Raw genomic sequence first — 24728 nt, 5'->3', positions numbered from 1 at the left:
CGGCGACATGCGCCCCACACCCGTTCCGGCCACTATGCACCGTGCGTATACACACCATGTACAGTGACCCGCATGTCCATCGGTCACACCCTTCTGGGGCTCCTGGAATCCGGACCGCGCCACGGCTACGACCTCAAGCGCGCGTTCGACGAACGATTCGGTCACGACCGGCCCCTGCACTACGGCCAGGTCTACTCGACCATGTCCCGGCTCCTGAAGAACGGCCTCGTCGTCGTCGACGGCATCGAGGCGGGCGGCGGGCCCGAGCGGAAGCGTTACGCGATCACCGAGGCCGGCATCACCGATGTCGCCGCCTGGCTCGCCACCCCGGAGAAGCCGGAGCCGTACCTCCAGTCCACGCTCTACACGAAGGTCGTCCTGGCGCTGCTCACCGGCCGCGGGGCCGCCGAGCTCCTGGACACCCAGCGCGCCGAGCACCTGCGGCTGATGCGCGAGCTCACCCGGCGCAAGAGGGACGGCGACTTCGCCGACCAGCTCATCTGCGACCACGCCCTCTTCCACCTGGAAGCGGACCTGCGCTGGCTGGAACTGACCGCAGCCCGCCTCGACAGGCTCGCCGAGGAGGTCCGCCGATGAACTCCGTACCGCTGCTCAGGGCCACCGGCCTCGACAAGGCCTACGGCCCCACCCCGGCGCTCGCGGGCGCCGACTTCGCCCTCCGGGCCGGCGAGGTCGTCGCCGTCATGGGCCCCTCCGGCTCCGGCAAGTCCACGCTGCTCCACTGCCTGGCCGGAATCGTGCGCCCCGACGCGGGCACGATCACCTACGACGGGCGCGATCTCACCGCGCTCTCCGACACGGCGCGCAGCTCCCTGCGCCGTACCGACTTCGGCTTCGTCTTCCAGTTCGGCCAGCTCGTCCCCGAGCTGACCTGCGTCGAGAACGTCGCCCTCCCGCTCCGCCTGAACGGCGAGCGCCGGAAGGCCGCCGAGGCCAGGGCCGCCGAGTGGCTCGCCCGTCTGGAGGTCGACACCGTCGGGCACAAGCGCCCCGGCGAGATATCCGGCGGCCAGGGCCAGCGCGTCGCCGTCGCCCGCGCCCTCGTCACCGCCCCGCGCGTGATCTTCGCGGACGAGCCGACCGGCGCCCTCGACTCCCTCAACGGCGAGCGGGTCATGCGACTGCTCACCGACGCCTCCCGGGACACCGGCGCCGCCGTCGTCCTCGTCACCCACGAGGCCCGCGTCGCCGCCTACTCCGACCGGGAGATCGTCGTACGGGACGGCTCCGTACGGGACTCGGAGTGGGCCGCATGAGCCTCGCCACCTGGGCCCGCGACCTGGCGCTCGGCGCCCGGTTCGCGGTCACCGGCGGCCGCCCCGGCCTCCTCCGCACCCTGCTGACCGCCACCGGCGTCGGCTTCGGCGTGGCCCTGCTGCTCATCGCCGTCTCGCTGCCCAACATGATGTTCCAGCGGGAGGTACGGGAGTCCGAGCGCGCCGTCGACGGCAGCGAGCAGGTCACCTCCCCCCGGCCCGACTCCTTCCTCCACCTCGGCCAGACGACGGTCTACCGGGACGACGTCGTCACCGGTCAGCTGATCAGCCCCGAGGGCGACGCGACCCCGACCCCGCCGCCGGGCACCACGGCGCTCCCCGGGACCGGCGAGATGGTGGTCTCCCCCGCGCTCCGCGACCTGCTGGACTCCCCCGAGGGCGCCCTCCTCAAGGAGCGGATCCCCTACAAGGTCACCGGGACGATCGGCGAGGCCGGACTCATCGGCCCGGCCGAGCTGCGGTACGTCGCCCACGTCGACTTCCTCACCACCGACAACTTCGACGGGCGCGGCACGCGCTACGGCTGGTCGGTGCCCGGGGAACCGATGAACGCGTTCCTGATCCTCCTCGTCATCGTCGCCTGTGTCGTCCTGCTGCTGCCGGTGCTCGTCTTCATCGCCACCGCCGTCCGCTTCGGCGGCGAGCAGCGCGACCGGCGGCTCGCGGCGCTGCGGCTGGTCGGCGCGGACACGGCGATGACCCGCAGGATCGCGGCCGGCGAGTCCCTCGCGGGCGCGCTGCTCGGCCTGCTCATGGGCCTCGGACTCTTCGCGGTGGCCCGGCAGTTCGCCGGGGCGTTCACCATCTGGGACGTCAACGCCTTCCACTCCGACGTCGTGCCGATGCCCACGCTCGCCGTGATCGTGCTCGTCACGGTCCCGGTCTCCTCGGTCGTGGTCACGCTCGTCGCGCTGCGCGGGGTGGTCATCGAACCGCTCGGGGTCGTCCGCGTCTCCACGCCCCGGCGCCGCCGCGTGTGGTGGCGGCTGCTGCTCCTGGCGGCCGGCGCGGCGCTGCTCGTCCCGCTCATGGGACAGGTCGAGATGGCCCAGACGAGCGTCGACACCCTGGGGATCACGGCCGGCACCACGCTCGCCCTGATCGGTCTCACCACGCTCCTGCCGTGGCTCGTCGAGTCCTGCGTGAAGCACCTGCACGCCGGCCCGGTCGCCTGGCAACTGGCCGTCCGCAGGCTCCAGCTGAGCAGCGGGACCGCGGCCCGCGCGGTCAGCGGCATCGTCGTCGCCGCGACCGGGGCCATCGCCCTCCAGATGCTCTTCCAGGCCATGGAGCACGACTTCACGCAGCTCACGGGCGAGGACTCGTCCCGCGCCCAGATCGCGGTCGGCGCCGACGCCAGGACGGCCGACGAGGCCCGCGCGATCATCTCCCGCATCGAGGGGACCGAGGGCGTCACCGGGGCGGTCGGCATCATCCAGTCGAACGCGTGGCGGCCCGGACCCCTCAAGGACGGCGAGGAGTTCTCCCCGATGACCTCGCTCAGGGTCGGCGACTGCCCCTCCCTGAAGGAGTACGCCGCGCTGCCCTCCTGCAAGGACGGCGACGTGTTCGTCTTCCTCGCGCACGGCGCGCAGGGCGGCCCGGACGACAGCCGGGTCACCAGCACCGCACGGCCCGGCGCGATGGTCGCCCTGCGCGACCCGTATCCGCACCCGAGCGAGCCGAAGCGCCCGGCGGGCACGCCCGTGCCGCAGTGGCGCATCCCCGACTCGGCGCGGGTCGTGGACTCCCGCCCGGACCCGACCGGCATGTACGAGTACGGCATCCTCGCCACCCCTTCGGCGATCGACGCCGGTCTGCTCGACGAGCCCGACGCCCAGACCATGGTCCGGCTCGACCCGGCCGTGCCGGACGCCGCCGAGCACGTACGGAACACGGCGGCGGCCATCGACCCGACGTCCTGGGTCCGCACCCTGAAGGACACCCAGCGGGACGCCGCGTTCTCCAGCGTCCGCACCGGCATCCTGGTCGGCTCCACGCTGACGATGCTCCTGGTGGCGGCCTCGCTCCTGGTCGCGACCCTGGAGCAGCTCAGGGACCGCAAGCGGCTGCTCTCCTCGCTCGTCGCCTTCGGCACCCGGCGCTCGACCCTGAGCTGGTCGGTGCTGTGGCAGACGGCGGTCCCGATCGCCCTCGGCCTGCTCCTCTCCGTCGCCGGCGGGCTCGGCCTCGGGGTCGTCCTGCTGAAGCTGGGCGGCCAGCGGGTCCAGGACTGGTGGGCCTTCCTGCCCGTCGTCGGGATCGGACTCGGCCTCATCGCGGCCGTGACGCTCCTGAGCATGCCGGTCCTGTGGCGCCTGATGCGGGCGGACGGGCTGCGCACGGAGTAACCCGTCGAGCGGATGTACGCAGGGTGGGCGCGGGATCCTGGAGCCGGGGGGCTTCGGGAACCCGCGCCCGCCACCCGTTCGGGGATCGGGACCCGCGCCCACCCCCTCCTGTACAGGGGTCAGGAACCCGCGCTCATCACCCGTACAGGGGTCAGGAACCCGCGCTCATCACCCGTACGGGAAGCCCCTTCATCGCGCCGCGCAGCTCCTCCGCCAGCTCCTCGAACTCGGCGTGCCGGGCCGCGCCCGTCCGCATCGCGAGGGCGATCCGCCGCGAGGGCGCCGGTTCCGTGAACAGCCCCGTCCACAGGGCGCTGTTGCGGGCGGTCTCGACGGTCACGGCGGTGCGGGGCAGCAGGGTCACCCCGAGGCCCCCGGCGACCAGCTGGACCAGGGTGGAGAGCCCGGCGGCGGTGGTGGTGACCTCGGCGCCGTCCGTGCGGCCGGCCTCGCGGCAGATGTCGAGGGCCTGGTCGCGCAGGCAGTGCCCCTCGTCGAGGAGCAGCAGCCGGAGCTCCTTGAGGGCCTCGCGCGGGATGTCGTCCCGCCCGGCCAGCGGGTGCCCCTGCGGGGTGACCAGGACGAAGTCCTCGTCGAAGAGCGGCAGTTCGGTGACGCCGGGCACCCCGAGCGGCACGGCGAGCAGCAGCAGGTCGAGCCGCCCGGCCGCGAGCCCCTCCAGGAGGGAGGAGGTCTGCTCCTCGTGGACCTGGAGGTCGAGGTCCGGGTAGCGCCGGTGGACGAGCCGCAGGACGGTGGGCAGCAGATAGGGGGCGACGGTCGGGATCACCCCGAGCCGCAGCACCCCGGTGAACGGCGCCTGGGCGGCCTCCGCCTCCTCCATCAGCTCGGCGACCGCGTCGAGGACGGCCCGCGCGCGCACCGCGAGCCGCTCCCCCGCGGGCGAGAGCAGCACCTTCCGCGTCGTACGCTCGAGGAGCTGGACACCGAGTGCCTCTTCGAGAGCCGAAACCGCGCCCGAGAGCGCGGGCTGGCTCATGCCGATGGCCGCCGCCGCATCGCGGAAGTGCAGATGCTCGGCGACCGCCGCAAACGCTCTGAGCTGGGAAAGGCTCGGCTGCTTGCCTCGGTGCGGGGTGTACGGGGGGCTGTACGGGGACGCCACTGATAACCACCTTCGATCAACACGACCCACTCTAGCTATTTCACTGATCAATGCACTCCGTGCCATGCTGTGAACACGTCCAACCCCCACGGAAGACCTCAAAAGGGACCCTTCCCGTTTCGCAAGGAGAGCGCGTGCTCACTGTCGGTGACAAGTTCCCCACCTACGACCTGACCGCCTGCGTGTCGCTGGAGAGCGGCAAGGAGTTCGAGCAGATCGACCACAAGGCCTACGAGGGCAAGTGGCGCGTGGTGTTCTTCTGGCCGAAGGACTTCACCTTCGTCTGCCCGACCGAGATCGCCGCGTTCGGCAAGCTGAACGACGAGTTCGCGGACCGCGACGCCCAGATCCTCGGCGTCTCCGGCGACTCCGAGTTCGTGCACCACGCCTGGCGCAAGGACCACGCCGACCTGCGTGACCTGCCCTTCCCGATGCTCGCCGACTCGAAGCACGAGCTCATGAGCGACTGCGGCGTCCGGGGCGAGGACGGCTTCGCCCAGCGCGCCGTCTTCATCGTGGACCCGAACAACGAGATCCAGTTCACCATGGTGACCGCCGGCTCCGTCGGCCGTAACCCCAAGGAGGTCCTGCGGGTGCTCGACGCCCTGCAGACCGACGAGCTGTGCCCGTGCAACTGGAACAAGGGCGAGGGCACCCTCGACGCCGCCGCCCTCCTCTCGGGCGAGTAAGGGCGATCTGAGATGGCTCTCGACGAACTCAAGGCCGCCATACCGGACTTCGCCAAGGACCTGAAGCTGAACCTCGGTTCGGTCATCGGCAACAGCGAGCTCCCGCAGCAGCAGCTCTGGGGCACCGTGCTCGCCTGCGCGATCGCCTCGCGCTCGCCGAAGGTCCTCAAGGAGCTGGAGCCCGAGGCCCAGGCCAACCTGAAGCCCGAGGCGTACCAGGCGGCCAAGTCCGCCGCCGCGATCATGGCGATGAACAACGTCTTCTACCGGACCCGGCACCTGCTGTCGGATCCCGAGTACGGGACGATGCGCGCCGGCCTGCGGATGAACGTCATCGGCAAGCCGGGCGTCGAGAAGGTCGACTTCGAGCTGTGGTCGCTGGCCGTCTCCGCGATCAACGGCTGCGGCCAGTGCCTGGACTCGCACGAGCAGGTCCTGCGCGAGGCCGGTGTCGACCGCGAGACGATCCAGGAGGCCGTGAAGATCGCCGCGGTGATCCAGGCGGTCGGCGTCACGCTGGACGCGGAAGCGGTCCTCGCCGAGTAGGGCGTGACCGTCGCACGAACCGTCGTACGAGAAGGGCCCCGGGGCACGAAGCCCCGGGGCCCTTCCTCGTACCCGCACCGGTCGTCCCCGGACGGGTCACTTCTTGAGCGCCGCCATGAGGGCGAGCATGTCCTGGGCCAGCGGGACCTCGACCCCGGAGAGGTCGACCCGCTTGGTCTGGCGGGTCGGTTCGTCCGTGTCCTCGTTCCAGCCGGACGTCTCGTTGAAGCTGATCGAGATCTCCACCTGGCCGTCGAGCACCCGGAGCTCCGCCCCCATGTTCTCGTAGACGCTCAGGTAGGCCTTCTCCCCCAGCCCCTCGTACGGCTCGACCTCGCCGTAGCGCCGCGCCAGCGCGTCGAACTCGGGCCCCGGGTCGGTCACCAGATGGCGGGTGTACGTGACGTCCCCGCTGTAGCCGGTCTCGGGGGGCCCGAACATCAGCGAGCACTGCGCTATCTCCAGCACCGAAGGCTCGGCCCCCTCCGCGCCGCCGACCGACCCGCTGTCGACGCCGGAGTCCGATCCGCCCTGGGAGCTGCTGTCCCATCCGCTGTCGGTCGACCGCTTCCCCAGGACTCCGACGAGCCCCTTGAGCTCCGCCGCCTCGCAGAGGCTCGTCGTGCTCTTGTACCCACGCATGTCCAACCCGACATCCTGGCGCTTCTCGTACGCGTAGAGCCCGCCGGCCCACACCGCCGACGCCACGACCGCGCCGCCGAGCGCCCACAGCCAGGGGCGGCGGGCGCGGGGCGGGCCCGGCGGGCCGGGCGGCGGGGTCTCGGTGAGGACCTCGGAGGTGACGAAGCCGTCCCCGCCGTCCAGTTCCGGCTCGGATATCACGTGATCTTCTCCCCCTTGACGGCCACCGAGCCCGGTGCCGGGGTCGGGGCCACTTCGAACGCGGTCGCGCCGCGCGGTTCCGGTGTGCTGCGCAGGGCCTGTTCGGTGCTGTACGCGCGCAGGTAGCCGACCACCGTGTTGGAGACGGCCACCAGCGGGACGGCGACCACGGCGCCGCCGATGCCCGCGGTCAGACCGCCGGCCGCGACCGCGAGGACGACCGCCAGCGGGTGGACCCGGACCGCCCTGCCGAGGATGAAGGGCTGGAGCACGTGGCCCTCGATCTGCTGCACGGCGAGGACGACGACGAGCACCATGAGCGCGGTGAAGAGCCCGTTGGTGACGAGGGCGACGACGACCGCGAGGGCGCCGGAGATCACCGCGCCGACCAGCGGGATGAAGGCGAACAGGAAGATGAAGACGGCGAGCGGCACGGCCATCGGCACGTCGAGGAAGTACAGGCCGAGGCCGATGAAGACGGCGTCGATCAGGGCGACGAGCACCGTGCCGCGCACATAGGCGGTGAGGGTGCGCCAGGCGCGCGGCCCCGCGCCGGCGACGCCGGGCCGGGCCTGGGCGGGCACCAGCTTGAGCGTCCACTCCCAGACCTTCTTCCCGTCGTAGAGCAGGAAGAGCGTCGAGAACATGGCGAGCAGGATGCCGGTGAGCGCCTCGACGACGACCGTGACGCCCTGGAGTCCGACCTGGGTGATCTGCTCGGCGTTGGCGCCGACGGAGTCGCTGAGGTTCTTCGCGATGCCGTTGATCTGCTGCTCGGTCACGTGGAAGGGGCTGTTGAGCAGCGCGCGCTTGAGCTCCTCGATGCCGTCCTTGACCTGGTCGGACAGATTGTCGATGTTGTCCATGACCTGCCAGACCACGAACCAGCCGACGAGGCCCATCACGACGAAGCCGGAGACGGCGGTGACGGCGGTGGCGAGTCCGCGGGGCAGGCCCTTCCTGCGCAGCATGGCCACGGTGGGCTGGAGCAGGGCGGTGACGAGCAGCGCGGCGACGAAGGCGAGGACGACGAGCTGGACGGAGCTGATCACCTTCATCAGCACCCAGAGCGTGCCCGCGAAGACGAGGAGCCGCCAACTCGCCTCCGCCGCGACGCGCATGCCCCAGGGGATCGCGGCGACGGGGTCGGGGCGGGCGGCGACGGCGGGGGCGTACGAGGGCGGCGCGGGGACCGAGCGGCCCGCTCTGTCCTGGGCCTCCTCGGCCGTGACGGCCGGCGCGTCCGTCGATACGGGCGGGACGGCATCCGGCAGGCCGGGCGCCTCCGGCGCGGGGACGGTCACGTCCTCGTGCGGGGCACGCTCGGGGGCGGGCTCCCCGGCCTCAGGGCCGAGGCCGTGACCATGACCCCGGCCGGAATCGCGCCCCGGGCCGTTCGGGTACGGGGGCCCGAGCGGATCTTCTCGTTCCGCCTCGGCCCTGCGCTCGTCCAGGCGTTCGCCCATGCGGCTCAGGCTCTCGCCCAGCAGTCCCAGCCAACCCGGCAGTCTCGACATCGCTTCCTCTTCCCCCCGCTCGTCTTCCGGCCCACCCGCTCCCCCGGAAGCCCATGGGCCTTCGCAACCTACACGCAAGAGCCCCCCACCGTAGGACGGTGAGGGGCTCCCCGAAGTTGAGCGCGCCGGTACTAGTACCAGCGGTTGGCCTGCCAGAACGACCAGGCGCCACACGGGCTGCCGTAGCGGCTGTCCATGTAGTTGAGGCCCCACTTGATCTGGGTGGCGGGGTTGGTCTGCCAGTCGGCACCGGCCGAGGACATCTTGCTGCCCGGCAGCGCCTGCACGAGACCGTAGGCACCCGAAGACGGGTTGACCGCGCGGTAGTTCCAGGTGGACTCGTGGTTCACGATGTTGCTGAAGCACTGGAACTGCGAGGCCGGGATCATCTGGCGGGCCATCGCCTTGACCTCGGCGACGGAGTACGAGCCCTGGGCGGAGAAGCTGGAGGCGTCGCGTACCGCGGAACGGCTGGCGCGTTCGGCCTCTTCCTTCTCGCGCTCCTTGCGCTCCTCCTCGGCCTTGGCCTCGGCGGCGGCCTTGTCGGCTGCCTCCTTCTTGGCCTCGGCGTCCTTGGCGGCACGGAGCCGGGCGTTCTCCTCCGCGGTCTTCTTCGCGGTGGCGTCGGCGGCCGCGGCCTGGACGTCGGCCTGCTCCGAGAGCGAGGAGACCTGGACCTGCGCCTGCTCGCCCGCGGGGATGTCCGCAAGCAGCGTGGTGTCGGCCGCGGTGGCCTCGAAGTTGTCATCCGAAGCCTGCGCGACGTTGCCCGAGGCAACGCCGACGACGGCGCCGACGGTGGTGACCGCAGTGGCCGAAGCCACCGCGAATCCCCGGACCGAGATCCGGCTCACACGGTTTCCTTCCAGCATCGCTCGCACAGGTGACCACGCGGGCGAAATCGTGCCCCTGGCGCTGGTCTCCGACGTACTGGGTCACTGAAGACACGGGCCCGTGGTGCTGTGGGCGGCATACGGCTGACGGCTGTTGAGTTGTACGTGGTTGCGCACCTCTGAAGGTGCACGTGTGCCGTATGCGGGGCCTGACGGAAGCAAGACTTTGCCGGACGGCGACACCGCAAGGCAATTCCGTCCTGCGTGTGAAAGGTCACACCTCGGTGGACGCAGGTGTTTTGGGAGATACAGCGGACACAGGGGCGCCGCCCGGCTAAGCTCCTGCGCTTTGCCGGGCGGCGCCAACTTCCGTACGCGTACGAACGCGTACCAATCGGGTCAGATCTGACCGTCCTCCAGCATCTCGGTCACGAGCGCGGCGATCGGCGAGCGCTCGGAGCGGTTGAGCGTGACGTGGGCGAACAGCGGATGCCCCTTCAGTTTCTCGACCACGGCGACGACTCCGTCGTACCGGCCCACCCGGAGGTTGTCGCGCTGGGCGACGTCATGGGTCAGGACGACCCGCGAATTCGCCCCGATCCGGGACAGAACGGTCAACAGGACGTTCCGCTCCAGGGACTGGGCCTCGTCCACGATGACGAAGGCGTCGTGGAGGGAGCGGCCCCGGATGTGGGTGAGCGGCAGGACCTCCAGCATTCCGCGCCCGAGCACCTCCTCGATGACCTCGCGGCTCGCGACCGAGGACAGCGTGTCGAAGACCGCCTGAGCCCAGGGGCTCATCTTCTCCGCCTCGCTGCCCGGCAGGTAGCCGAGCTCCTGGCCGCCGACCGCGTACAGCGGACGGAAGACCATCACCTTCTGGTGCTGACGGCGCTCCAGGACCGCCTCCAGGCCCGCGCAGAGCGCGAGCGCGGACTTGCCGGTGCCGGCCCGGCCGCCCATCGAGATGATGCCGACGTCCGGGTCGAGGAGCAGATCGAGCGCGATCCGCTGCTCGGCGCTGCGGCCGTGGAGCCCGAAGGCCTCCCGGTCGCCGCGGACCAGCCGGACGTTCCCCTCGGGGGTGACCCGGCCGAGCGCCTTGCCGCGCTCGGACTGGAGCACCAGACCCGTGTGGACCGGGAGCTCGGCGGCCTCCGGGACGTACAGCGTGCTCTGCTCGAAGAGCAGGTCCACCTGCTCGCCGGAGAGGGCGAGCTCGGACATCCCGGTCCAGCCGTTGGCGTCCGTGATGGCGAGCTCGGCGCGGTACTCCTCGGCGAGGAGACCGACCGAGGAGGCCTTGATGCGCAGCGGCAGGTCCTTGGAGACGACCGTGACGTCGTACCCCTCCGCCTGGAGGTTGCGCGCGACCGCGAGGATCCGTGAGTCGTTGTCCCCCAACCTGTAGCCGGCGGGCAGGATGCCGGGGTCGGAATGGTTGAGTTCGACACGCAGGGTGCCGCCCAGCTCCCCGACGGGGAGAGGGGCGTCGAGGCGTCCGAACCTGACCCGGAAGTCGTCCAGCAGGCGCAGGGCCTGCCGGGCGAAGTACCCGAGCTCGGGGTGGTGCCGCTTGGCCTCCAACTCGGTGACCACGACGATCGGGAGCACCACTTCGTGCTCGTCGAACCGGGACACGGCGTTGGGGTCGGCCAGCAGGACGCTGGTGTCGAGAACATAGGTGCGCCGGTCGTTAAGGCGGCGCTTCGTGCTGGTCACCACGGAAGGACAGACCCCCTCTGAAGACCCCTGTGAGGTCGGGGCGCGACGGAACCGGTGTCGCTACGGAATGGGACCGGGCTCAGGCCGCGATGCACGGGCCGAACCACGGCCCTCCGCTTCTCCCGTACGTGTCCCGCACGGTCGTCCTGGTGCAAGGGGCCTCCCGGGTGGCGGTCTCCGTGCCGCTCACTTCACCAGGGATATGCCCTAGAACCAGCCGTGCCATGCCATGGCATATGACGACGTGTTCGTGAACACGAGGTGATCGATTCCGAGAGGATGTGTCCTACGTTTGACAGAGGGGTTCGGGTGCCCCGGTTCAGGTGCCGTAGCGCCGGTGCCGGGCCGCGTAGTCGCGCAGCGCCCGCAGGAAGTCGACCTTGCGGAAGGCCGGCCAGTGGACCTCGCAGAAGTAGTACTCGGAATGGGCGCTCTGCCACAGCATGAAGCCGGACAGCCGCTGCTCGCCGCTCGTACGGATCACGAGGTCCGGGTCGGGCTGGCCGCGCGTGTACAGGTGCTCCGAGATGTGCTCGACGTCGACGATCTCGGCGAGCTCCTCGAAGCTCGTCCCCCGCTCCGCGTGTTCCAGGAGCAGCGAGCGGACCGCGTCCGCGATCTCCTGCCGGCCGCCGTACCCCACCGCCACGTTCACCAGTATCCCGGCGTTGGCGTGGGTGGCCTGCTCGGCCTCCTTCAGCACCGACTGGGTACGGGCGGGCAGCAGGTCCATCGTGCCGACGTGGTTGACCCGCCAGCGGCCGTCGGCGGCGAGCGCGCGCACGGCGTTCTCGATGATGCCGAGCAGCGGGATCAGCTGCTCCTCGGGCCGGTTCAGGTTGTCCGTGGACAGCATCCAGAGCGTGACGACCTCGACGTCGGTCTCGGCGCACCAGCCGAGCAGCTCCTGGATCTTGTCCGCGCCCGCCTTGTGCCCCTGCTCGGGGGTCCCGCCGGACGCCTTGGCCCAGCGCCGGTTCCCGTCGAGGATGACCCCGATGTGCTTGGGCACCTGGTCATGGTCGAGGCGGCCTTCCACCCGGCGTGCGTAGAGCCCGTACACCAGGTCGCGCAGGTTCACCGTTCTTTACCTCTCCATGCAGCGGCGGTCCGCCCGGCAGCGGCGGTCCGCAAGCCGCCACACTACTGCGCACGGGCGACAGGCTCCCAGCCCGGGACTGTCACAAGTCCGTGATAAGCAGAGATACGTGACTGATTCCCCCCTGTACCGCGCCTCCGCGGACCGCTACGACACCATGGAGTACCGTCGCACGGGCCGCAGCGGCCTCAAGCTCCCGGCGGTCTCCCTCGGCCTCTGGCACAACTTCGGCGACGACCGCGCCCTCGACACGCAGCGCGCGATCCTGCGCCGCGCCTTCGACCTCGGCGTCACCCACTTCGACCTGGCGAACAACTACGGGCCGCCGCCCGGCTCCGCCGAGCTGAACTTCGGCAAGCTCTTCGCCCAGGACTTCGCGCCCTACCGCGACGAGCTGATCATCTCGACCAAGGCCGGCTACGAGATGCACCCCGGCCCGTACGGCGAGTGGGGCTCCCGCAAGTACCTGCTGTCCTCGCTCGACGCCTCCCTGAAGCGGATGGGCCTCGACTACGTCGACATCTTCTACTCGCACCGCTTCGACCCGCACACCCCGCTGGAGGAGACGATGGGGGCCCTGGCCTCCGCCGTGCAGCAGGGCAAGGCGCTGTACGTCGGCGTCTCCTCGTACAACAGCGAGCAGACCGCCGAGGCCGCCGGGATCCTCAAGGAGATGGGCGTCCCCGCCCTCATCCACCAGCCCTCCTACTCGATGATCAACCGCTGGACCGAGGAGGACGGCCTCCTCGACACGCTGGAGGCGGCCGGCATGGGCTGCATCTCCTTCGTGCCGCTGGCGCAGGGCCTGCTCACCAACAAGTACCTGAAGGGCATCCCGGAGGGCTCGCGGGCCACCCAGGGCAAGTCCCTCGACCCGAACCTGCTCTCGGACGAGGTGCTGCGGCGCCTGCGCGGTCTCGCGGAGATCGCGGAGCGGCGCGGGCAGTCGCTGGCGCAGCTGGCGCTGTCGTGGGTGCTGCGCGACGAGCGGATGACCTCGGCGCTGATCGGCGCGTCCAGCGTCGCCCAGCTGGAGGAGAACGTGGCCGCGCTCGCGGCCTCGCCGCTGACCGCCGAGGAGCTCAAGGAGATCGACTCGTTCGCGGTCGACACCGACGGCACGAACATCTGGGCCGGCCGGGGCTGACACCCCGCGAGGGAAGAAAAAACGGGCCGGTCCGTGGGGGGGATACGGACCGGCCCGAGGGGGGGTTTCCACCATAACCCTTCGATAGTCGTCCTGCGCGCCACGTGCACGGAACTCACCGCCCGGGATTCGCCGGATCCCGGGCGGGACAAGGGCTGTGGGGCCCTGTGGCGGGTTTGCGCCCCGGCGTGGCGGCGGAGTTCCGTCCCTCCCAAGGGGGACCGGCCGGCAGAGGCGCGGCGTTGACGGGAAGGCCCGTCACGGGAGCGCGGTGAACGCGCCGAGCAGGAGCCCCAGCAAGGCTCCCACCAGCATGAACGGGCCGAAGGGGATCGCCGAGGAGCGGCCCGCGCGGCGCAGCAGGACGAGCCCGAGGCCGTATACGGCCCCGAGGAGGAAGCCGGCGAAGGCTCCGGCGAACAGGACGCCCCAGCCGTACCAGCCGAGGGCGGCGCCCAGCGGAAGCGCCAGTTTGACGTCGCCGAAGCCGAGACCGGCCGGGTTGATCAGGAAGAGCACCAGATAGGCCCCGCCGAGGGCGAGCGCGCCGAGGACGGCGTGGAGCCAGGAGCCCGCGTCGTACGGCAGGAGTTCGGCGCCGCCGAGGAGCAGCGGGACGGTGGCGGCGAGCGGCAGCGTGAGCCCGTCCGGGAGCCGGTGGACGCGGGCGTCGACGCAGGCGAGGAGGACGGCGAAGGGCGCGGCGAGCAGCCAGACCGCCAGCTCGGGCCGGGGCCCGCCGGTGGCGGCGGCGAGCGCGGCGCAGGCGAGGGCGGTGAGGAGCGGCGCGGCGAGCGGGGCGGGGGTGGTCGCGCAGTCCTGCCGCCCGGGCCCGCCCAGCCAGCCGCGCGCGGGCCCGGCGAGCGGGTGCCCGGCGGGGCAGCGGTCCCGCCACGGCTCCTCGGCCGGGACGGCGAGCCGGTACGCGGCGCGCGGGACGAACAGCCCGGCGGCGAGCCCCCACAGGGCGGCGACGGCGATCAGCGTGACGTACACGGACCGACCCTAGGACGCGGTACGGCTACGGTCTGGCGCATGGGGAAATGGACGGACGGAACGGGGACGCTGACGGTGGCGGCCCGGGAGGTTCCGCTGGAGGTGGCGGCGTCGTACCGGGCGCGGCGGCGAGGGCTGCTCGGCCGGGACGGGATCGCGGGGGCGATGCTGATCACGCCGACGAACAGCGTGCACACCTTCGGCATGCGGTTCGCGATCGACGTGGCCTACCTGGACCGGGAGCTGCGGGTCCTGTCCGTGGTGACGATGCGGCCGGGGCGCCTCGGCATGGTCAGGCCGCGCGGCCGGCACGTCCTGGAGGCGGAGGCGGGCGCGATGGCCGGGTGGGGGCTGCGGCCGGGCGCCTCGGTGCAGGTGCAGGTCACGGCGGGCCCGAGCCGAGCAGGGTGAAGGCCCCGTAGGCGGCGGAGGCGAGCGCGAGTCCGGAGAGAACGGGCAGGGCGGTGCGCGTCCTGAGCCGCGCGAGGGCCACGGCGGGCGGCAGGAGCAGGCCGAACGCGGGCATCATCAGGCGCGGCCGGGAGCCGAAGTAGGCGGCGCCGACGAGGGAGACGAAGACGACGCCGATCGTGTAGACGAGCAGGGGCAGCGGCTGCTTCTGCCGTACGCAGAGGGCGACGAGCCAGCCGAGGAGCGCGAGCGCGGCGCACAGGCCGAGGGCGGCGGGCCAGGGCAGCCCGGCGATGAAGCGGGCGAGGGCGACACCGCCGTCGATGGAGTTGCCCCAGGCGGCCTGGACGTCGAAGTAGGCGGTGGGGCTCTGCTCGCGGACCCCGACGTAGGCGATGTACGCGAGCCAGCCCAGCGGCGCGAGCAGCACGCCCGCCACCGTCCGGAGGGGCAGCCTCCGATCCCGTACGAGGGTGACGAGGGCGGTGATCCCGAGGGCGGCGATCAGCGCCACGGCCGTGGGCCGGGTGAGCCCGGCGACGGCGCAGAGGGCGCCGGCCAGGATCCACCGCCCGCGCAGCACGGCGTAGAGGGACCAGGCGGCGAGAGCGGTGAAAAGCGTCTCGGTATACGCCATCGACTGCACGAACGCGGTCGGGTACACGCCCCAGAGGACCGCGAGCAGGATCCCGGTGCGTTCCCCCGCGACGTGGGCGCCGCATTTGTAGATGCCCACAGCGGCGGCGAGGCCGGCCGTCCAGGAGACGGCGAGCCCGGCGGTCGCCGCGTCGATCGGGAGGACGGCGGACAGGCCCCGCTCCAGGGCGGGGAGGAGGGGGAAGAAGGCCAGGTCGGAGTGGACGTCGCCGTTCGGCAGGGTGACCTCGTACCCGTATCCGTGCTCGGCGACGCGGACATACCAGACGGAGTCCCAGCGGCCCTTGAGGCGGTGCAGCCCGTCCTTGCCGGTAGCGGCGGCGGCGATCGCGAGGACGGCGAGGCCGATGAGGCGGGTGAGGGCGTAACCGCCGAGGGCGATGACGGCGGGACGGCTGAGGTGCGTGAGCCTGCGGGGACGGTCGGGCGGGGGCATGCGCCGATTATCCCGGGGCGGTCACCGCGCTCAGCCGAGGGGCCTTATCCGCACGAACTTCGCCGACAGGACGGGACCGAGCTGGTCGACGATGGCGTGACCGGGCTCCTGCGGGGAGGGCAGGTCGCCGAGGAACGAGGTCACGATGACCTCGTCGATGCCGATGACACCGCGACAGCACTGCTCCTCCAGGAAGTCGAGCGTGCGGCGCCAGTCGGCGGCGGCCGGGTCCTCGCCGAGGAAGGAGCGGACGGTGCCCTGGACGACGTCCCAGAAGAAGACGTGCGGCAGGACACCGCCCTGCGTGAAGACATGGGTCTCGTACACGCCCCGGAACTCGGGAATCCGGGTGACGAGATCACTGACCAGCTGGACACTCGGCGTCGACGTCATCAGCAGCCCTATTCGGAAAGGTCCCTGCGGTGTTCGGGTACTCCGCTCCAGAATGCTCCTGCTCGGCGCATACGTCCCGTCACTTTTGCACTTTCCTGACGACGACTTTCGTCGGGTTTTCCACAGGGGGTGCGAAGTGTCCCTCTTCCGTGGATCGTTGGGCGTATGTACGAGTTGGCGATCCTCGCGAGGGGCGGGGTACTCCTCACGGTCTGGGCGGTCGCGGCGGGCTGGTCCCGGGGCCGGCTGGCCGGCCGCCTGCGCCGGGACGGATGGCAGGGGATCTGCCGGGGCGCGTGGGCGGTCCCGGGCAAGGACGTGGACTGGCGGGTGCGGGCGACGGCCCTTCAGTTCCTGCGCCCGGAGCTGGTGTGCAGCCACGGGACGGCGGCGCGGCTGCACCGCATCGAACTGCTGGACGGGACCGTCGACCCCGGCTCCCTGGACTTCACGGCCCCGGCGTCGTCCCGCTCGACCCACGACGCCCGGAACCGGATACGGGTCCACGCCACGTCCTCCCTCACGGCCGGGGACCGGTCGGTACGGCGTGGGCTTCGCGTGACCACCCCGGCCCGGACGGTCGGCGACCTCATACGGAGCTGCGGCAGCCGCGAGGAGGCGGTCGTCGCGGCGGACTCGGCGCTGGCGCGGAGGGCCGTCGGGGGCGTACGGCGCGAGGCGCTCGTCCGGTACGAGGAGCTGGCCGCCGAACTGGCCGCACCGAGACCCGGCGGCCCCCGCGCCCGCGCCTGGCTGCCGCTGACCGAAGCGGCCTCGGGCTCCCCGGCGGAGTCGGTGGCCCGGCTCCGGATGCGGGACGCCGACCTCTTCCCGGAATCCCAGCCGCCGCTCCGGACGGCCGGGGGCCGGACCCTGCGCCCCGACTTCCTCTTCCGCGAGGCGGGCCTGGCGGTGGAGGTGGAGGGCTACGCCTTCCACGGCACACGCCGGGCCCACGAACGGGACATCGCCCGCTTCAACGCGCTCCAGTCCTGCCCGGAGGTCCGCCGGGTCCTGCGCTTCACGGCGAGGGGGGTCTTCGCGGCCCCGGACCGCATGACGGCGACGATCCGGACGGCCTTGGAGTCGCTCGCGCCCTAAGGCGCGGGGGCCGGCACCGGTGCCGTCGTCCGCGGGAAGGAGACCTCGACGCGCCGGTTCTTCTTGCGGCCTTCCTCGGTGGCGTTGTCGGCGATCGGATAGTCCTCGCTGTACCCCCGGACATCGAAGGCCGTCCCCGGGTCGAGCGCCCGCGCGAGCACCTGCTGCACGGCGACGGCCCGCTGCTTCGACAGCTTGAGCCCGTGCTCGTACGTCCCCAGGTTGTCGGTGAACCCGAACACCCGGACCCGACCGGAACCGAGCTTGTTGACCTCGGCGGCGATCGCGGCGATACGGGAGCTGGCGGCGGGGCTCAGCTTGGCGCTGTTCTTCGGGAACAGGACCTCGGCCTGAAGCGCGAAGGTCACGTCCACATTGGTGTCCTGCCGCCGCTCCGCACCGCCCTCCTCCTCGACGATCTGCTTGATGTCGAGCACCTTGGCGGGCGCGAGGGTGGCCCCGTCGGGAAGCATGAGGCCGGGCGCGTTGGCATCGATGGCGGGTGGCGGGGAAGCGCTGCCGGCGGACCCGGGCGGATCGTCGGCGTGCGCGGTGGGCACGGTCAGCGGCCACATGGCCACGGAGACGAGGGCCAGGGCGGCCAGGCGGCGGTTCGTCGTCGTCATGGCGTCGCCTCAGGAGAGTTTGAGGGTGGCGGGTTCGAAGGTGGGGAGCTGGAAGGAGACTTCGGGGGTGGAGGCGGGGGGTGCGGGGAATTGCATGAAGACCTCGGCGGTCTCCCCTGCCGAGAAGATATCGAGCGCCGTGGTGGTCAGCGGTCGTCCGTCCGTGTCCCGCAGAACGTAGTACCTCTTCTTGCCGGCAGAATCTATGAGCGTTGCACCACCCAGAGAGTTGCCGTGCTTCACGACCTCGTTCTCGTCGCCCCTCATCTGAGAAGGAAGCGCAACAGCAGAATCCGAGGTGTTCTTCAACTGGCCCTTGATCGTCAGGAATCCACCCGCGTCACGTTGCGCAGAATTGATCGAAAGTTCCAAACCCTTCTGCCCCTTGAGGACAGCCAGCGTCTCGGTCGGCACCTCCGCGCTCGGCTTCCCTTGCTCCGCTTGCGTCGTCTGGGCGGCAGTGGTGGTCGCGGCTGGCTTGTCCGCCTTCGGCTTCTCCTCGGCCCCGCAGCCTGCTACGAGGAGAGCCACCGCCGCAGCTGCGAGGGAAGCCAATCCCCTGCGTGCGTACAGAACGTTCATGAAGCGCCCTTCCTTTACTCGTCGTCGCAGGTCATTCGGACAGTCGGACCGTGAAGAGATCGACGGCTCCCGGCAGGGTCGGCTTCTCCGGGTCGATCTCCCAAGCAACCCCGTCGCACACGAGCCCAACGATCGGACTCTCTTCCTCCTCTTCACCCTCGCCGGGTGGCGTCGGCGTGGAGGTGGGCGGCTCCGAGGCGGGCTCCGGCTTGAACTCGCAGAGTGGTTCTATAACTGCTGAAGCAGAGGCCGTTGCAGGATGCGACTCCGTGCCGTTCGTACGCACCGTCACACGGAAACCTCCTGAGCCGAGGGGCACACAGGCGTCTCCGGAGAATGCGGCACCGTTCAGGGCCGCGAACTCCGCCGCCTGATCACACGCAGCATCACTGTCGTAGTCCAGTCCGTCGAGGAACCCACCCCACTGCCCGGGGTCGCGGATCACCTCGACCCAACCCTCCCGTAGCTGCTCCCGAGCATCTTGAGCAGCCGCTAGGGCTGCCGCATCGGCCGCAGTCTGGGCACCGTTCCGAGTGAATGCTGCCTGGCCCACCGCGAAGTAGGCGAACGCAAGGAACAGCAGGCCTCCTACGACTGCGATATAGACAGGGAACGCCTGCCCCTCATCGCCTCGCCGCATGCACCCGGCTACTTCGTCAGGTCGGCAATCTTCTGCGTGATGGCGTTCTTGATCGAGCTGCCGATGTCCGTGCCGGTGATCGCCACGACGATCGCCACCACCACCACAATGATCCCCAAGTACTCCACCGCCGTCTGCCCGCGGTCCCTCGAAGACCTTGCCGTCCAGCTCCATGCCCGCACCTTGGCCTTGGTCATGGCCTTCAGCATCGCGTCGTTCATCGTGGTCCCCTCCGCGTTCAGACGCCTGCGCACCGGCGCGGTAGGCCGGTGGTCGTGTCGGCTCACCGGGCCCGTGGGCCCGTCTGTGGGCCCTGGTCATCGGGTTGGGGGGTCGGCGCAGACGCGGTCGCGGTAAGTCGCTGTGACCTGCCGGTTGTTCGGGTCCATCACTCCCACCCCTCTCACACCCAGTCCGCACTCTGTCACATGCGGTTGCGTCCGCGAAGCGGGATCGTCAATCTTCGGCAGGATTGAGACAGTCCCGCCTCGTCGCCGGCTCATTCGCCCGTGACCGAGCCGAAGTCGGTTCCCGTGCCCAGGAAGAGGCCCGCGCCGAGGAGGATCATCGTCGCCGGGACCATCAGGGTCGTGATGACCATGGTGGCCTTCGGGACAGCCTTGGCCGCCTTGCGGCGGGCGTTCTGGGCGTCGGTCCGTCGCATGTCGTTGGCGATCTGGATGAGGGTGTCGACGATCGGGGCGCCGAGCTCCTCCCCCTGCTGGAGCGCCGTCACGAACTGCGCCACCTGCTCCGAGTCGTTGCGGCGGCGCAGTTCGTCGAAGGCCTGGCGGCGGCTGACGCCCATGTCCATCTGGCGGAGGGTGATGCGGAGTTCGTCGGACCACGGGCCCGCGTACTGTTCCGCGACCCGCTCCAGGGCCTGCCGGAAGCCGAGGCCGGCGCTGACCACGACGGCGAGGACGTCGAGGAAGTCGGGCAGGGTGCGTTCGATCTGGTCCTTGCGGATGCGGACGGCCGACCAGATGCCGACCTCGGTCCAGAACGCGCCGAAGGCGAAGAGGAGGAGTGCGACCAGGACCGACCCCCTGGCCAGCATCAGTAGGCCGCCGAGGATGCCGAGGAATCCGTAGACCGCGCGCCTCGCCCCGTATCGGTCGATCGTCAGGCCGCCGGGGTTTCCCGCGAGGTCGATGCGGCGGCGTACGGCGCTGACCCGTTTCGGGCCCATGAGGCGCAGTACGGCGGGCGAGTACCGCATGCCGAGGCGGTCGACGGCGGAGTCGACCGCACCGGTACGGGTGGCGCCGACTTCCAGGGCGAGCTTGAGGTCGTCGGGGAGGCGGGCGTCTGCGCGGTAGAGGCGCAGGCCGTAGGCGATGCCGGTGATGGAGAGGCCCGCGAGGAGGGCGAGGAGGAGGTCCATGAAGCGCGGCGCCCTTCCCTATACGTCGATCTTCGAGAAGCGGCGGATGGCGGCGAAGCCGACCACGTACAGAGCGGTGGCGGCGATCACCGCGAACTGTCCGACGGTCGAGCTGGTCATGCGGTCGAGTGCGCCGGGTTGCATGTTGTCGATGAGCAGGAGGGAGCCGACGCCGATGACGGGGACGGAGTACGCGGTCATGCTCACCTGGGAGAGCTGGGTGCGGACCTCGCGCCGGGTCTCCTTCCGTTCCTCCAGGGTCTCGGTGAGGTTCCGGAGGGAGGAGACGACGGTGCCGCCCGCCCGGTTGGCGAGGACGAGCGTGGTGACGAGGACGACGAGCTCGCGGGAGGGGAGCCGTTCGGCGAGCTCGCCGAGGGCGTCGTCGAGGGAGGTGCCGACGGCCAACTGCTGGGCTACCTTCTCCAGTTCGTCGCCGGCCGGGGACTCCAGCTCGTCGGCGGCGAGGCTGAGCGCCATGCGCAGGGCGAGTCCGGCCTGCGTGGCGTTGGCCAGGATGCGGGAGAGTTCGGGGAGTTGGTTGATGAACTTCTCGATGCGCTTCTGGCGTTGCCAGTTGAGGTAGCCGAGGGCCACCCATACCCCGAGGAGTCCGCAGATCGGGCCGAAGAACGGGGAGAGCGCCGACTGCCCGACCGCCCACAGGACGGCCACCGTCACCGTGAGCGCCACCGTGAACTCGCCCGGTGTGACGTCGAGTCCGGTCGCCGCGATCCGCAGCTCCAGCTTCCGGCCGAGGGACGTCCGGCGCACGCGGCGGTCGATGCCCCGGAAGTGGCGCCGACGGCGGCCGGTCGTCTCGGGCTCGCCCGTCTCGTCGAGCCGGGCGACGAGCGCCGCGTGGCGGCGGGCCCCGCTCGCGTACACCTGGACGCCCGTGACGGCGAGGACGCAGCAGAGCAGCGCCACGCCGATCGTCAGCCAGAAGGGGTCGGTCAGCATGCCCTCGCTCCTAGTTCGCTTCGCGGGTGGCGAGCCCCGCGTCGGTCGCGGCCACGCCGAATGCCTGCGGGATGGGCTGGCCTGCCATGTAGAGGCGCTCGGCGACCCGCCGGGGCAGCGGGTGGTACGTGAACTGTCCGTACACCCGGCCGTCGGCGGCGACCGGCTGCGCCTGGAAGCGGCAGATCGTGGCGAGCAGGAAGCGCTCGCGCCCGTGGGAGGCGAGGACGGCGATCTCGGTGATCCGGCGCGTGCCGTCCGGGTGCCGGGTCAGCTGGACGAGGACGTCGACGGCGCTGTTGATCTGGTCGCGGAGCGCCTCGAAGGGCACTTTCACCTCGGACATCGAGGCGAGCGTCTGGAGCCGCATCAGGGCGTCCTCGGCCGAGTTGGCGTGGACGGTGGCGAGCGAGCCGTCGTGGCCGGTGGACATCGCCTGGAGCATGTCGAGGGTCTCGCCGCCGCGGACCTCACCGACGATGATCCGGTCGGGGCGCATGCGGAGGGAGTTGCGGACGAGGTCGCGGATGGAGATGGCTCCGCGGCCCTCGATGTTCGGCGGGCGGGCTTCGAGGCGGATGACGTGGGCCTGCTGGAGCTGGAGCTCCGCCGAGTCCTCGATGGTGATGATCCGCTCGCCCTCCGGGACGAGGCCGGAGAGGGCGTTGAGGAGGGTCGTCTTCCCGGTGCCGGTGGCGCCGGAGACGATCAGGTTGAACTTGGCCTGCACGAGCCCGGAGAGCAGGAGCAGCATCTGCTCGTCGAGCGAGCCGAGGCCGATCATCTCGTGGAGCGTGTACGCGCGGGGGAAGCGGCGGATGGTGAGCGTCGCCCCGGTGAGGGAGAGCGGCGGGATGATGACGTTGACGCGCTCGCCGGACGGGAGCCGGGCGTCGACCATGGGGTTCGACTCGTCGACGCGGCGGTTGACGGTCGAGACGATCCGCTCGATGGTCTGCATCAGCTGGTCGTGGGAGGCGAAGCGGAGCGGGAGCAGCTCGACGCGGCCGGCGCGCTCGATGAAAATCTGGTCAGGGCCGTTGACCATGATTTCGGTGATCGAGGCGTCTTCGAGGAGCGGTTCGAGGACGCCGAGCCCGAGGGCCTCGTCGACCACGCGGCGGATGAGCTGGCCCCGCTCGGCCGTGGAGAGGACCGGGCCCTCGCGGCTGATGATGTGGCCGAGGACGCGCTCCAGGCGGGCGCGCCGTTCGGCGGCCGCGAGCGCGGACATCTCGGTGAGGTCGATCTCCTCCAGGAGCTTGGCGCGGAAGGCGGCGACGAGGTGACCGTCCTCCCGGCCGGCTCCGGCGCCCTTGTCCTCGGGGGCGTTGATCCGGGCACGCAGGCTCATGGCCCCTCCTGGTCCTGTGGCTTGGGCATGGTGGCGGTCTTGACGATCGGGTCGAATTCCCAGAAGGGGAGGACGCTGGGGATCTCGACGCGGACGGTGATCACGGCCGCCTCGCCTCCCCCCTCGCAACCTCCGATCGCGGGGTCGACCCAGCTGCTCACGGCCGCGTGACCCGCCGTCTCGCAGTCCGGCGCGTTCTCTTCGTCGGTGGTCGCCGCCCGCGCGGCGGCACGGGCCGCCGTGCCCGCCTGCTGGGCGGCGTACGCGGCGATGCCGAGCTGAAGGCCCGCGAGCCCGACAATGAGCAGGATCGGGAGGAAGCCGAGGTACTCGATGGCGGCCTGACCTCGGTCGCGCGCCCGCTCGCGGAGGTGTTTCCTCATGGCTTGAGGCCCTCCTCCGAGACCGCGCCCGCCGTGGCGTCCACGCGGAAGAGGCCGCCTACGCCCGGGAACAGGACGGGGACCTCGACGCTGACCACCGCGGTCGCCATGCCGCCGCTCGTCGAGCAGCTCGGCTCGGCGCTGCCCGCCCAGGCCCCGTCCAGGTGCCGGACTGCGGCGCCCGCGCAGTCACCGCCGACGGCCTCCGCCCGCGCCCCCTCGTCCGCCGCATTGGCGGCCAGCGTGTACGTGTACCCCACCAGAACGACCTGCCACAGCAGCGCCAGCGTGATCAGGATCAGCGGCACCATGCCGAGGAACTCGATCGCCACCTGTCCTCTGTCGTCGTCCCGGTAGGCCGCCCGCATGGCTCAGCGGCCTCCGGTGCGGCGGCGCAGGCCGAGGGAGCCGCGGTCGCCGGCGCGGGCGAGCTGCTTGCCGGCCGCCGGGGCCGTGGGCTGGACGAGGCCCAGTTCGCCCGCGAGGGCCCACAGCGCCTGCTTGACCGTCGATTTCGCGTCGAGGTCGTGGAGTCGGCCCGCGTCGACGACGGCCTGGAGTTCCTTGAAGTTGGCGGGGACGGAGACGCCCGCCGTGCGTGTGCCGGTGATCTTCTGGACGAGGGGTGGCTGGATCTCGGTGGACCGGTGGTGGCGGTTGACCAGGGTGATGGTCTCCTCGGCCTTGCGGACCTGGAGGCGTTCCCACATCCGTACGGTCCGCTTGGCGGCCCGTACCGCGACGACGTCCGGGGTGGTGACGAGGAGCGCGGTGTCGGACATCTCGATCGCGGCGGCGTTGGCGCCGGTGAGCTGGGAGCCGCAGTCGACGACGACGACCTCGTGCCGGGCGCGCAGGGCGCTGACGATCTGGCGGGCGGCGCGGTCGGTGACCTCCTCGCCGCGCTCGCCCTCGGCGGGGGCGAGGAGGAGGGCGAGGCCGGTCTCGTGGACGTAGACGGCGTCCTGGAGGACGCGGGGCGAGATGTCGGTGATCGCCGCGAGGTCGGCGGCCGACCGCCGGAACTGGACGTCGAGGTAGGAGGCGATGTCGCCGCCCTGGAGGTCGAGGTCGAGGAGGGCGACGCTGCGGCCGGAGGCGCGGGCGGCGAGGGCGAGGTGGACGGCGGTGACGGTGGTGCCGACGCCGCCCTTCGCGCCGCTGACGGTGACGACGGTGCCGCCGGGGCCGGTGGCGAGTTCGGCCCCGGCGCCGAGGTGGCGGCGGACCCCGGCGGACCACTGGGCGGCGGCCTGGACGCGGCTGGCGAGTTCCTCGTAGCCGAGGGGGAGGGTGACGAGTCCGCGGGCGCCGGAGTCCATGGCGGCGGAGAAGAGGACGGGGCTGGCGTCGGCGGTGATGAGGACGACGCCGACGGCGGGGAAGCGGAGGGCGACCTCGCGGACGACGTCGAGCGCGGGGACGGGGCCGATCCGCTCGTGGACGAGGACGACCTCGGGGAGTTCGTCGAGGGACTCGGCGGCGAGCCGGGCGAGGGTGTCGACGAGCTGGGTGGAGTCGGTGACGGGCGCGGCGGGTTCGGCGTCGGGAAGCTGGCTGAGCAGGGTGACGACGGACCGGGCCGCGTCGGGGTCCCCGACGGCCGGCAGGATCCTGGTGGTCAT

At 71.3% G+C, this 24728-nt stretch carries 27 protein-coding genes; 8 read left to right on the top strand and 19 right to left on the bottom strand.

What is annotated here, in order from left to right:
• The first annotated feature begins 72 nt into the window (after positions 1-72).
• The 3 genes from ASC82_RS07860 to ASC82_RS07850 are packed head-to-tail and all read left to right on the top strand — an operon-like array spanning position 73 to position 3649.
• Positions 73-597, top strand: a complete 525-nt coding sequence (locus ASC82_RS07860) for a PadR family transcriptional regulator (protein ID WP_024758654.1) — start codon at positions 73-75, stop codon at positions 595-597.
• A complete protein-coding gene (locus tag ASC82_RS07855; RefSeq protein ID WP_056643632.1) occupies positions 594-1277 on the top strand; it encodes an ABC transporter ATP-binding protein in 684 nt (227 codons plus the stop codon). The genes ASC82_RS07860 and ASC82_RS07855 overlap by 4 nt, the downstream gene beginning before the upstream one ends.
• The gene (locus tag ASC82_RS07850) at positions 1274-3649 is read left to right on the top strand and encodes an FtsX-like permease family protein (RefSeq protein WP_079039197.1); all 2376 of its coding nucleotides are present in this window, start codon (positions 1274-1276) and stop codon (positions 3647-3649) included. Before ASC82_RS07855 ends, ASC82_RS07850 begins: the two co-directional genes overlap by 4 nt.
• A 151-nt stretch (positions 3650-3800) precedes the next feature.
• Here the strand turns inward: ASC82_RS07850 and ASC82_RS07845 are convergent, their stop codons facing one another.
• Entirely contained in the window at positions 3801-4775 is a 975-nt protein-coding gene (locus ASC82_RS07845; RefSeq protein WP_056643627.1) for a hydrogen peroxide-inducible genes activator, read from the bottom strand.
• A 134-nt stretch (positions 4776-4909) separates the two neighbouring features.
• On the opposite strand from ASC82_RS07845, the gene ASC82_RS07840 reads away from it, so the two are divergent.
• Both ASC82_RS07840 and ASC82_RS07835 read left to right on the top strand, forming a co-directional pair.
• The gene (locus tag ASC82_RS07840; protein ID WP_024758658.1) at positions 4910-5464 is read left to right on the top strand and encodes a peroxiredoxin; all 555 of its coding nucleotides are present in this window, start codon (positions 4910-4912) and stop codon (positions 5462-5464) included.
• A 12-nt stretch (positions 5465-5476) separates the two neighbouring features.
• Positions 5477-6010 (top strand): alkyl hydroperoxide reductase, encoded by a 534-nt coding sequence (locus tag ASC82_RS07835; protein ID WP_024758659.1) that lies wholly within the window; start codon positions 5477-5479, stop codon positions 6008-6010.
• A 96-nt stretch (positions 6011-6106) separates the two neighbouring features.
• On the opposite strand, the gene ASC82_RS07830 is transcribed toward ASC82_RS07835, so the two are convergent.
• The 5 genes from ASC82_RS07830 to ASC82_RS07810 form a co-directional block, all read right to left on the bottom strand.
• Complete coding sequence (locus ASC82_RS07830) at positions 6107-6853, bottom strand: hypothetical protein (protein WP_056643625.1); 747 nt, start codon at positions 6851-6853, stop codon at positions 6107-6109.
• A complete protein-coding gene (locus tag ASC82_RS07825; protein ID WP_056643624.1) occupies positions 6850-8370 on the bottom strand; it encodes an AI-2E family transporter in 1521 nt (506 codons plus the stop codon). Before ASC82_RS07825 ends, ASC82_RS07830 begins: the two co-directional genes overlap by 4 nt.
• 131 nt (positions 8371-8501) lie before the next feature.
• Entirely contained in the window at positions 8502-9242 is a 741-nt protein-coding gene (locus tag ASC82_RS07820) for a transglycosylase SLT domain-containing protein (protein WP_199862496.1), read from the bottom strand.
• Between the two features lie 360 nt (positions 9243-9602).
• Positions 9603-10928 (bottom strand): PhoH family protein, encoded by a 1326-nt coding sequence (locus tag ASC82_RS07815; RefSeq protein ID WP_056643620.1) that lies wholly within the window; start codon positions 10926-10928, stop codon positions 9603-9605.
• Positions 10929-11247: 319 nt separating this feature from the next.
• Positions 11248-12009, bottom strand: a complete 762-nt coding sequence (locus tag ASC82_RS07810) for an isoprenyl transferase (RefSeq protein ID WP_056643618.1) — start codon at positions 12007-12009, stop codon at positions 11248-11250.
• A 127-nt stretch (positions 12010-12136) separates the two neighbouring features.
• Between ASC82_RS07810 and mgrA the strand changes: the two genes are divergently transcribed.
• Entirely contained in the window at positions 12137-13174 is a 1038-nt protein-coding gene (gene mgrA / locus ASC82_RS07805; protein ID WP_024758665.1) for an L-glyceraldehyde 3-phosphate reductase, read from the top strand.
• Between the two features lie 258 nt (positions 13175-13432).
• On the opposite strand, the gene ASC82_RS07800 is transcribed toward mgrA, so the two are convergent.
• Positions 13433-14170: an A24 family peptidase gene (locus ASC82_RS07800; protein WP_056643615.1), complete on the bottom strand. Its 738-nt coding sequence runs from the start codon at positions 14168-14170 to the stop codon at positions 13433-13435.
• A 39-nt stretch (positions 14171-14209) separates the two neighbouring features.
• On the opposite strand from ASC82_RS07800, the gene ASC82_RS07795 reads away from it, so the two are divergent.
• Positions 14210-14581: a DUF192 domain-containing protein gene (locus ASC82_RS07795; protein ID WP_056643613.1), complete on the top strand. Its 372-nt coding sequence runs from the start codon at positions 14210-14212 to the stop codon at positions 14579-14581.
• On the opposite strand, the gene ASC82_RS07790 is transcribed toward ASC82_RS07795, so the two are convergent.
• Complete coding sequence (locus ASC82_RS07790) at positions 14553-15674, bottom strand: mannosyltransferase family protein (protein WP_056643611.1); 1122 nt, start codon at positions 15672-15674, stop codon at positions 14553-14555. The genes ASC82_RS07795 and ASC82_RS07790 overlap by 29 nt on opposite strands.
• 30 nt (positions 15675-15704) lie before the next feature.
• Entirely contained in the window at positions 15705-16067 is a 363-nt protein-coding gene (locus tag ASC82_RS07785; RefSeq protein WP_056643609.1) for a hypothetical protein, read from the bottom strand.
• Positions 16068-16232: 165 nt separating this feature from the next.
• Here ASC82_RS07785 and ASC82_RS07780 point away from each other — a divergent pair, with 165 nt between their 5' ends.
• Positions 16233-17168, top strand: coding sequence for a hypothetical protein (locus ASC82_RS07780; protein ID WP_056643607.1), 936 nt, complete (start codon positions 16233-16235; stop codon positions 17166-17168).
• Here the strand turns inward: ASC82_RS07780 and ASC82_RS07775 are convergent.
• The 10 genes from ASC82_RS07775 to ASC82_RS07730 all read right to left on the bottom strand — a co-directional run bounded on the left by ASC82_RS07775 (position 17165) and on the right by ASC82_RS07730 (position 24728).
• On the bottom strand, positions 17165-17794 hold the full coding sequence (locus ASC82_RS07775; RefSeq protein ID WP_056643605.1) for an OmpA family protein: 630 nt from the start codon (positions 17792-17794) through the stop codon (positions 17165-17167). The two genes, ASC82_RS07780 and ASC82_RS07775, sit on opposite strands and share 4 nt — an antisense overlap.
• 9 nt (positions 17795-17803) lie before the next feature.
• Complete coding sequence (locus ASC82_RS07770) at positions 17804-18376, bottom strand: hypothetical protein (protein ID WP_056643603.1); 573 nt, start codon at positions 18374-18376, stop codon at positions 17804-17806.
• A 31-nt stretch (positions 18377-18407) separates the two neighbouring features.
• Positions 18408-19016 carry a pilus assembly protein TadG-related protein gene (locus ASC82_RS07765; RefSeq protein WP_056643601.1) on the bottom strand — a complete coding sequence of 203 codons (609 nt, stop codon included), beginning with the start codon at positions 19014-19016 and terminating at the stop codon, positions 18408-18410.
• 8 nt (positions 19017-19024) lie between these two features.
• Positions 19025-19237, bottom strand: coding sequence for a Flp family type IVb pilin (locus ASC82_RS07760; RefSeq protein ID WP_242427606.1), 213 nt, complete (start codon positions 19235-19237; stop codon positions 19025-19027).
• A gap of 278 nt (positions 19238-19515) precedes the next feature.
• Positions 19516-20403 carry a DUF5936 domain-containing protein gene (locus ASC82_RS07755; RefSeq protein ID WP_056643599.1) on the bottom strand — a complete coding sequence of 296 codons (888 nt, stop codon included), beginning with the start codon at positions 20401-20403 and terminating at the stop codon, positions 19516-19518.
• 18 nt (positions 20404-20421) lie between these two features.
• Positions 20422-21366 carry a type II secretion system F family protein gene (locus ASC82_RS07750; RefSeq protein ID WP_056643597.1) on the bottom strand — a complete coding sequence of 315 codons (945 nt, stop codon included), beginning with the start codon at positions 21364-21366 and terminating at the stop codon, positions 20422-20424.
• 10 nt (positions 21367-21376) lie between these two features.
• Complete coding sequence (locus tag ASC82_RS07745) at positions 21377-22720, bottom strand: CpaF family protein (protein ID WP_056643595.1); 1344 nt, start codon at positions 22718-22720, stop codon at positions 21377-21379.
• Complete coding sequence (locus ASC82_RS07740) at positions 22717-23103, bottom strand: TadE/TadG family type IV pilus assembly protein (protein ID WP_056643593.1); 387 nt, start codon at positions 23101-23103, stop codon at positions 22717-22719. The genes ASC82_RS07745 and ASC82_RS07740 overlap by 4 nt, the downstream gene beginning before the upstream one ends.
• Positions 23100-23471 (bottom strand): TadE family protein, encoded by a 372-nt coding sequence (locus ASC82_RS07735; RefSeq protein WP_056643591.1) that lies wholly within the window; start codon positions 23469-23471, stop codon positions 23100-23102. The genes ASC82_RS07740 and ASC82_RS07735 overlap by 4 nt, the downstream gene beginning before the upstream one ends.
• 3 nt (positions 23472-23474) lie before the next feature.
• Positions 23475-24728, bottom strand: a complete 1254-nt coding sequence (locus tag ASC82_RS07730; RefSeq protein WP_056643589.1) for a P-loop NTPase — start codon at positions 24726-24728, stop codon at positions 23475-23477.

Source organism: Streptomyces sp. Root431 (genome assembly GCF_001426585.1).
Taxonomy (GTDB): domain Bacteria; phylum Actinomycetota; class Actinomycetes; order Streptomycetales; family Streptomycetaceae; genus Streptomyces; species Streptomyces stackebrandtii.
Note: the sequence above shows the minus strand (reverse complement) of the source record. Positions and strands in the feature narration are given on the sequence as shown.

Excerpts from the sequence above, each read along its gene's own strand:
- ASC82_RS07785 (WP_056643609.1), bottom strand. The coding sequence starts at position 16,067 with ATGACGTCGACGCCGAGTGTCCAGCTGGTCAGTGATCTCGTCACCCGG.
- ASC82_RS07825 (WP_056643624.1), bottom strand. The coding sequence starts at position 8,370 with ATGTCGAGACTGCCGGGTTGGCTGGGACTGCTGGGCGAGAGCCTGAGC.
- ASC82_RS07850 (WP_079039197.1), top strand. The coding sequence starts at position 1,274 with ATGAGCCTCGCCACCTGGGCCCGCGACCTGGCGCTCGGCGCCCGGTTC.
- ASC82_RS07750 (WP_056643597.1), bottom strand. The coding sequence starts at position 21,366 with ATGCTGACCGACCCCTTCTGGCTGACGATCGGCGTGGCGCTGCTCTGC.
- ASC82_RS07740 (WP_056643593.1), bottom strand. The coding sequence starts at position 23,103 with ATGAGGAAACACCTCCGCGAGCGGGCGCGCGACCGAGGTCAGGCCGCC.
- ASC82_RS07780 (WP_056643607.1), top strand. The coding sequence starts at position 16,233 with ATGTACGAGTTGGCGATCCTCGCGAGGGGCGGGGTACTCCTCACGGTC.
- ASC82_RS07745 (WP_056643595.1), bottom strand. The coding sequence starts at position 22,720 with ATGAGCCTGCGTGCCCGGATCAACGCCCCCGAGGACAAGGGCGCCGGA.
- ASC82_RS07775 (WP_056643605.1), bottom strand. The coding sequence starts at position 17,794 with ATGACGACGACGAACCGCCGCCTGGCCGCCCTGGCCCTCGTCTCCGTG.
- ASC82_RS07735 (WP_056643591.1), bottom strand. The coding sequence starts at position 23,471 with ATGCGGGCGGCCTACCGGGACGACGACAGAGGACAGGTGGCGATCGAG.
- ASC82_RS07760 (WP_242427606.1), bottom strand. The coding sequence starts at position 19,237 with ATGAACGACGCGATGCTGAAGGCCATGACCAAGGCCAAGGTGCGGGCA.
- ASC82_RS07730 (WP_056643589.1), bottom strand. The coding sequence starts at position 24,728 with ATGACCACCAGGATCCTGCCGGCCGTCGGGGACCCCGACGCGGCCCGG.
- ASC82_RS07790 (WP_056643611.1), bottom strand. The coding sequence starts at position 15,674 with ATGCCCCCGCCCGACCGTCCCCGCAGGCTCACGCACCTCAGCCGTCCC.
- ASC82_RS07820 (WP_199862496.1), bottom strand. The coding sequence starts at position 9,242 with ATGCTGGAAGGAAACCGTGTGAGCCGGATCTCGGTCCGGGGATTCGCG.
- ASC82_RS07755 (WP_056643599.1), bottom strand. The coding sequence starts at position 20,403 with ATGGACCTCCTCCTCGCCCTCCTCGCGGGCCTCTCCATCACCGGCATC.
- ASC82_RS07770 (WP_056643603.1), bottom strand. The coding sequence starts at position 18,376 with ATGAACGTTCTGTACGCACGCAGGGGATTGGCTTCCCTCGCAGCTGCG.
- ASC82_RS07765 (WP_056643601.1), bottom strand. The coding sequence starts at position 19,016 with ATGCGGCGAGGCGATGAGGGGCAGGCGTTCCCTGTCTATATCGCAGTC.
- ASC82_RS07795 (WP_056643613.1), top strand. The coding sequence starts at position 14,210 with ATGGGGAAATGGACGGACGGAACGGGGACGCTGACGGTGGCGGCCCGG.
- ASC82_RS07835 (WP_024758659.1), top strand. The coding sequence starts at position 5,477 with ATGGCTCTCGACGAACTCAAGGCCGCCATACCGGACTTCGCCAAGGAC.
- ASC82_RS07860 (WP_024758654.1), top strand. The coding sequence starts at position 73 with ATGTCCATCGGTCACACCCTTCTGGGGCTCCTGGAATCCGGACCGCGC.
- ASC82_RS07855 (WP_056643632.1), top strand. The coding sequence starts at position 594 with ATGAACTCCGTACCGCTGCTCAGGGCCACCGGCCTCGACAAGGCCTAC.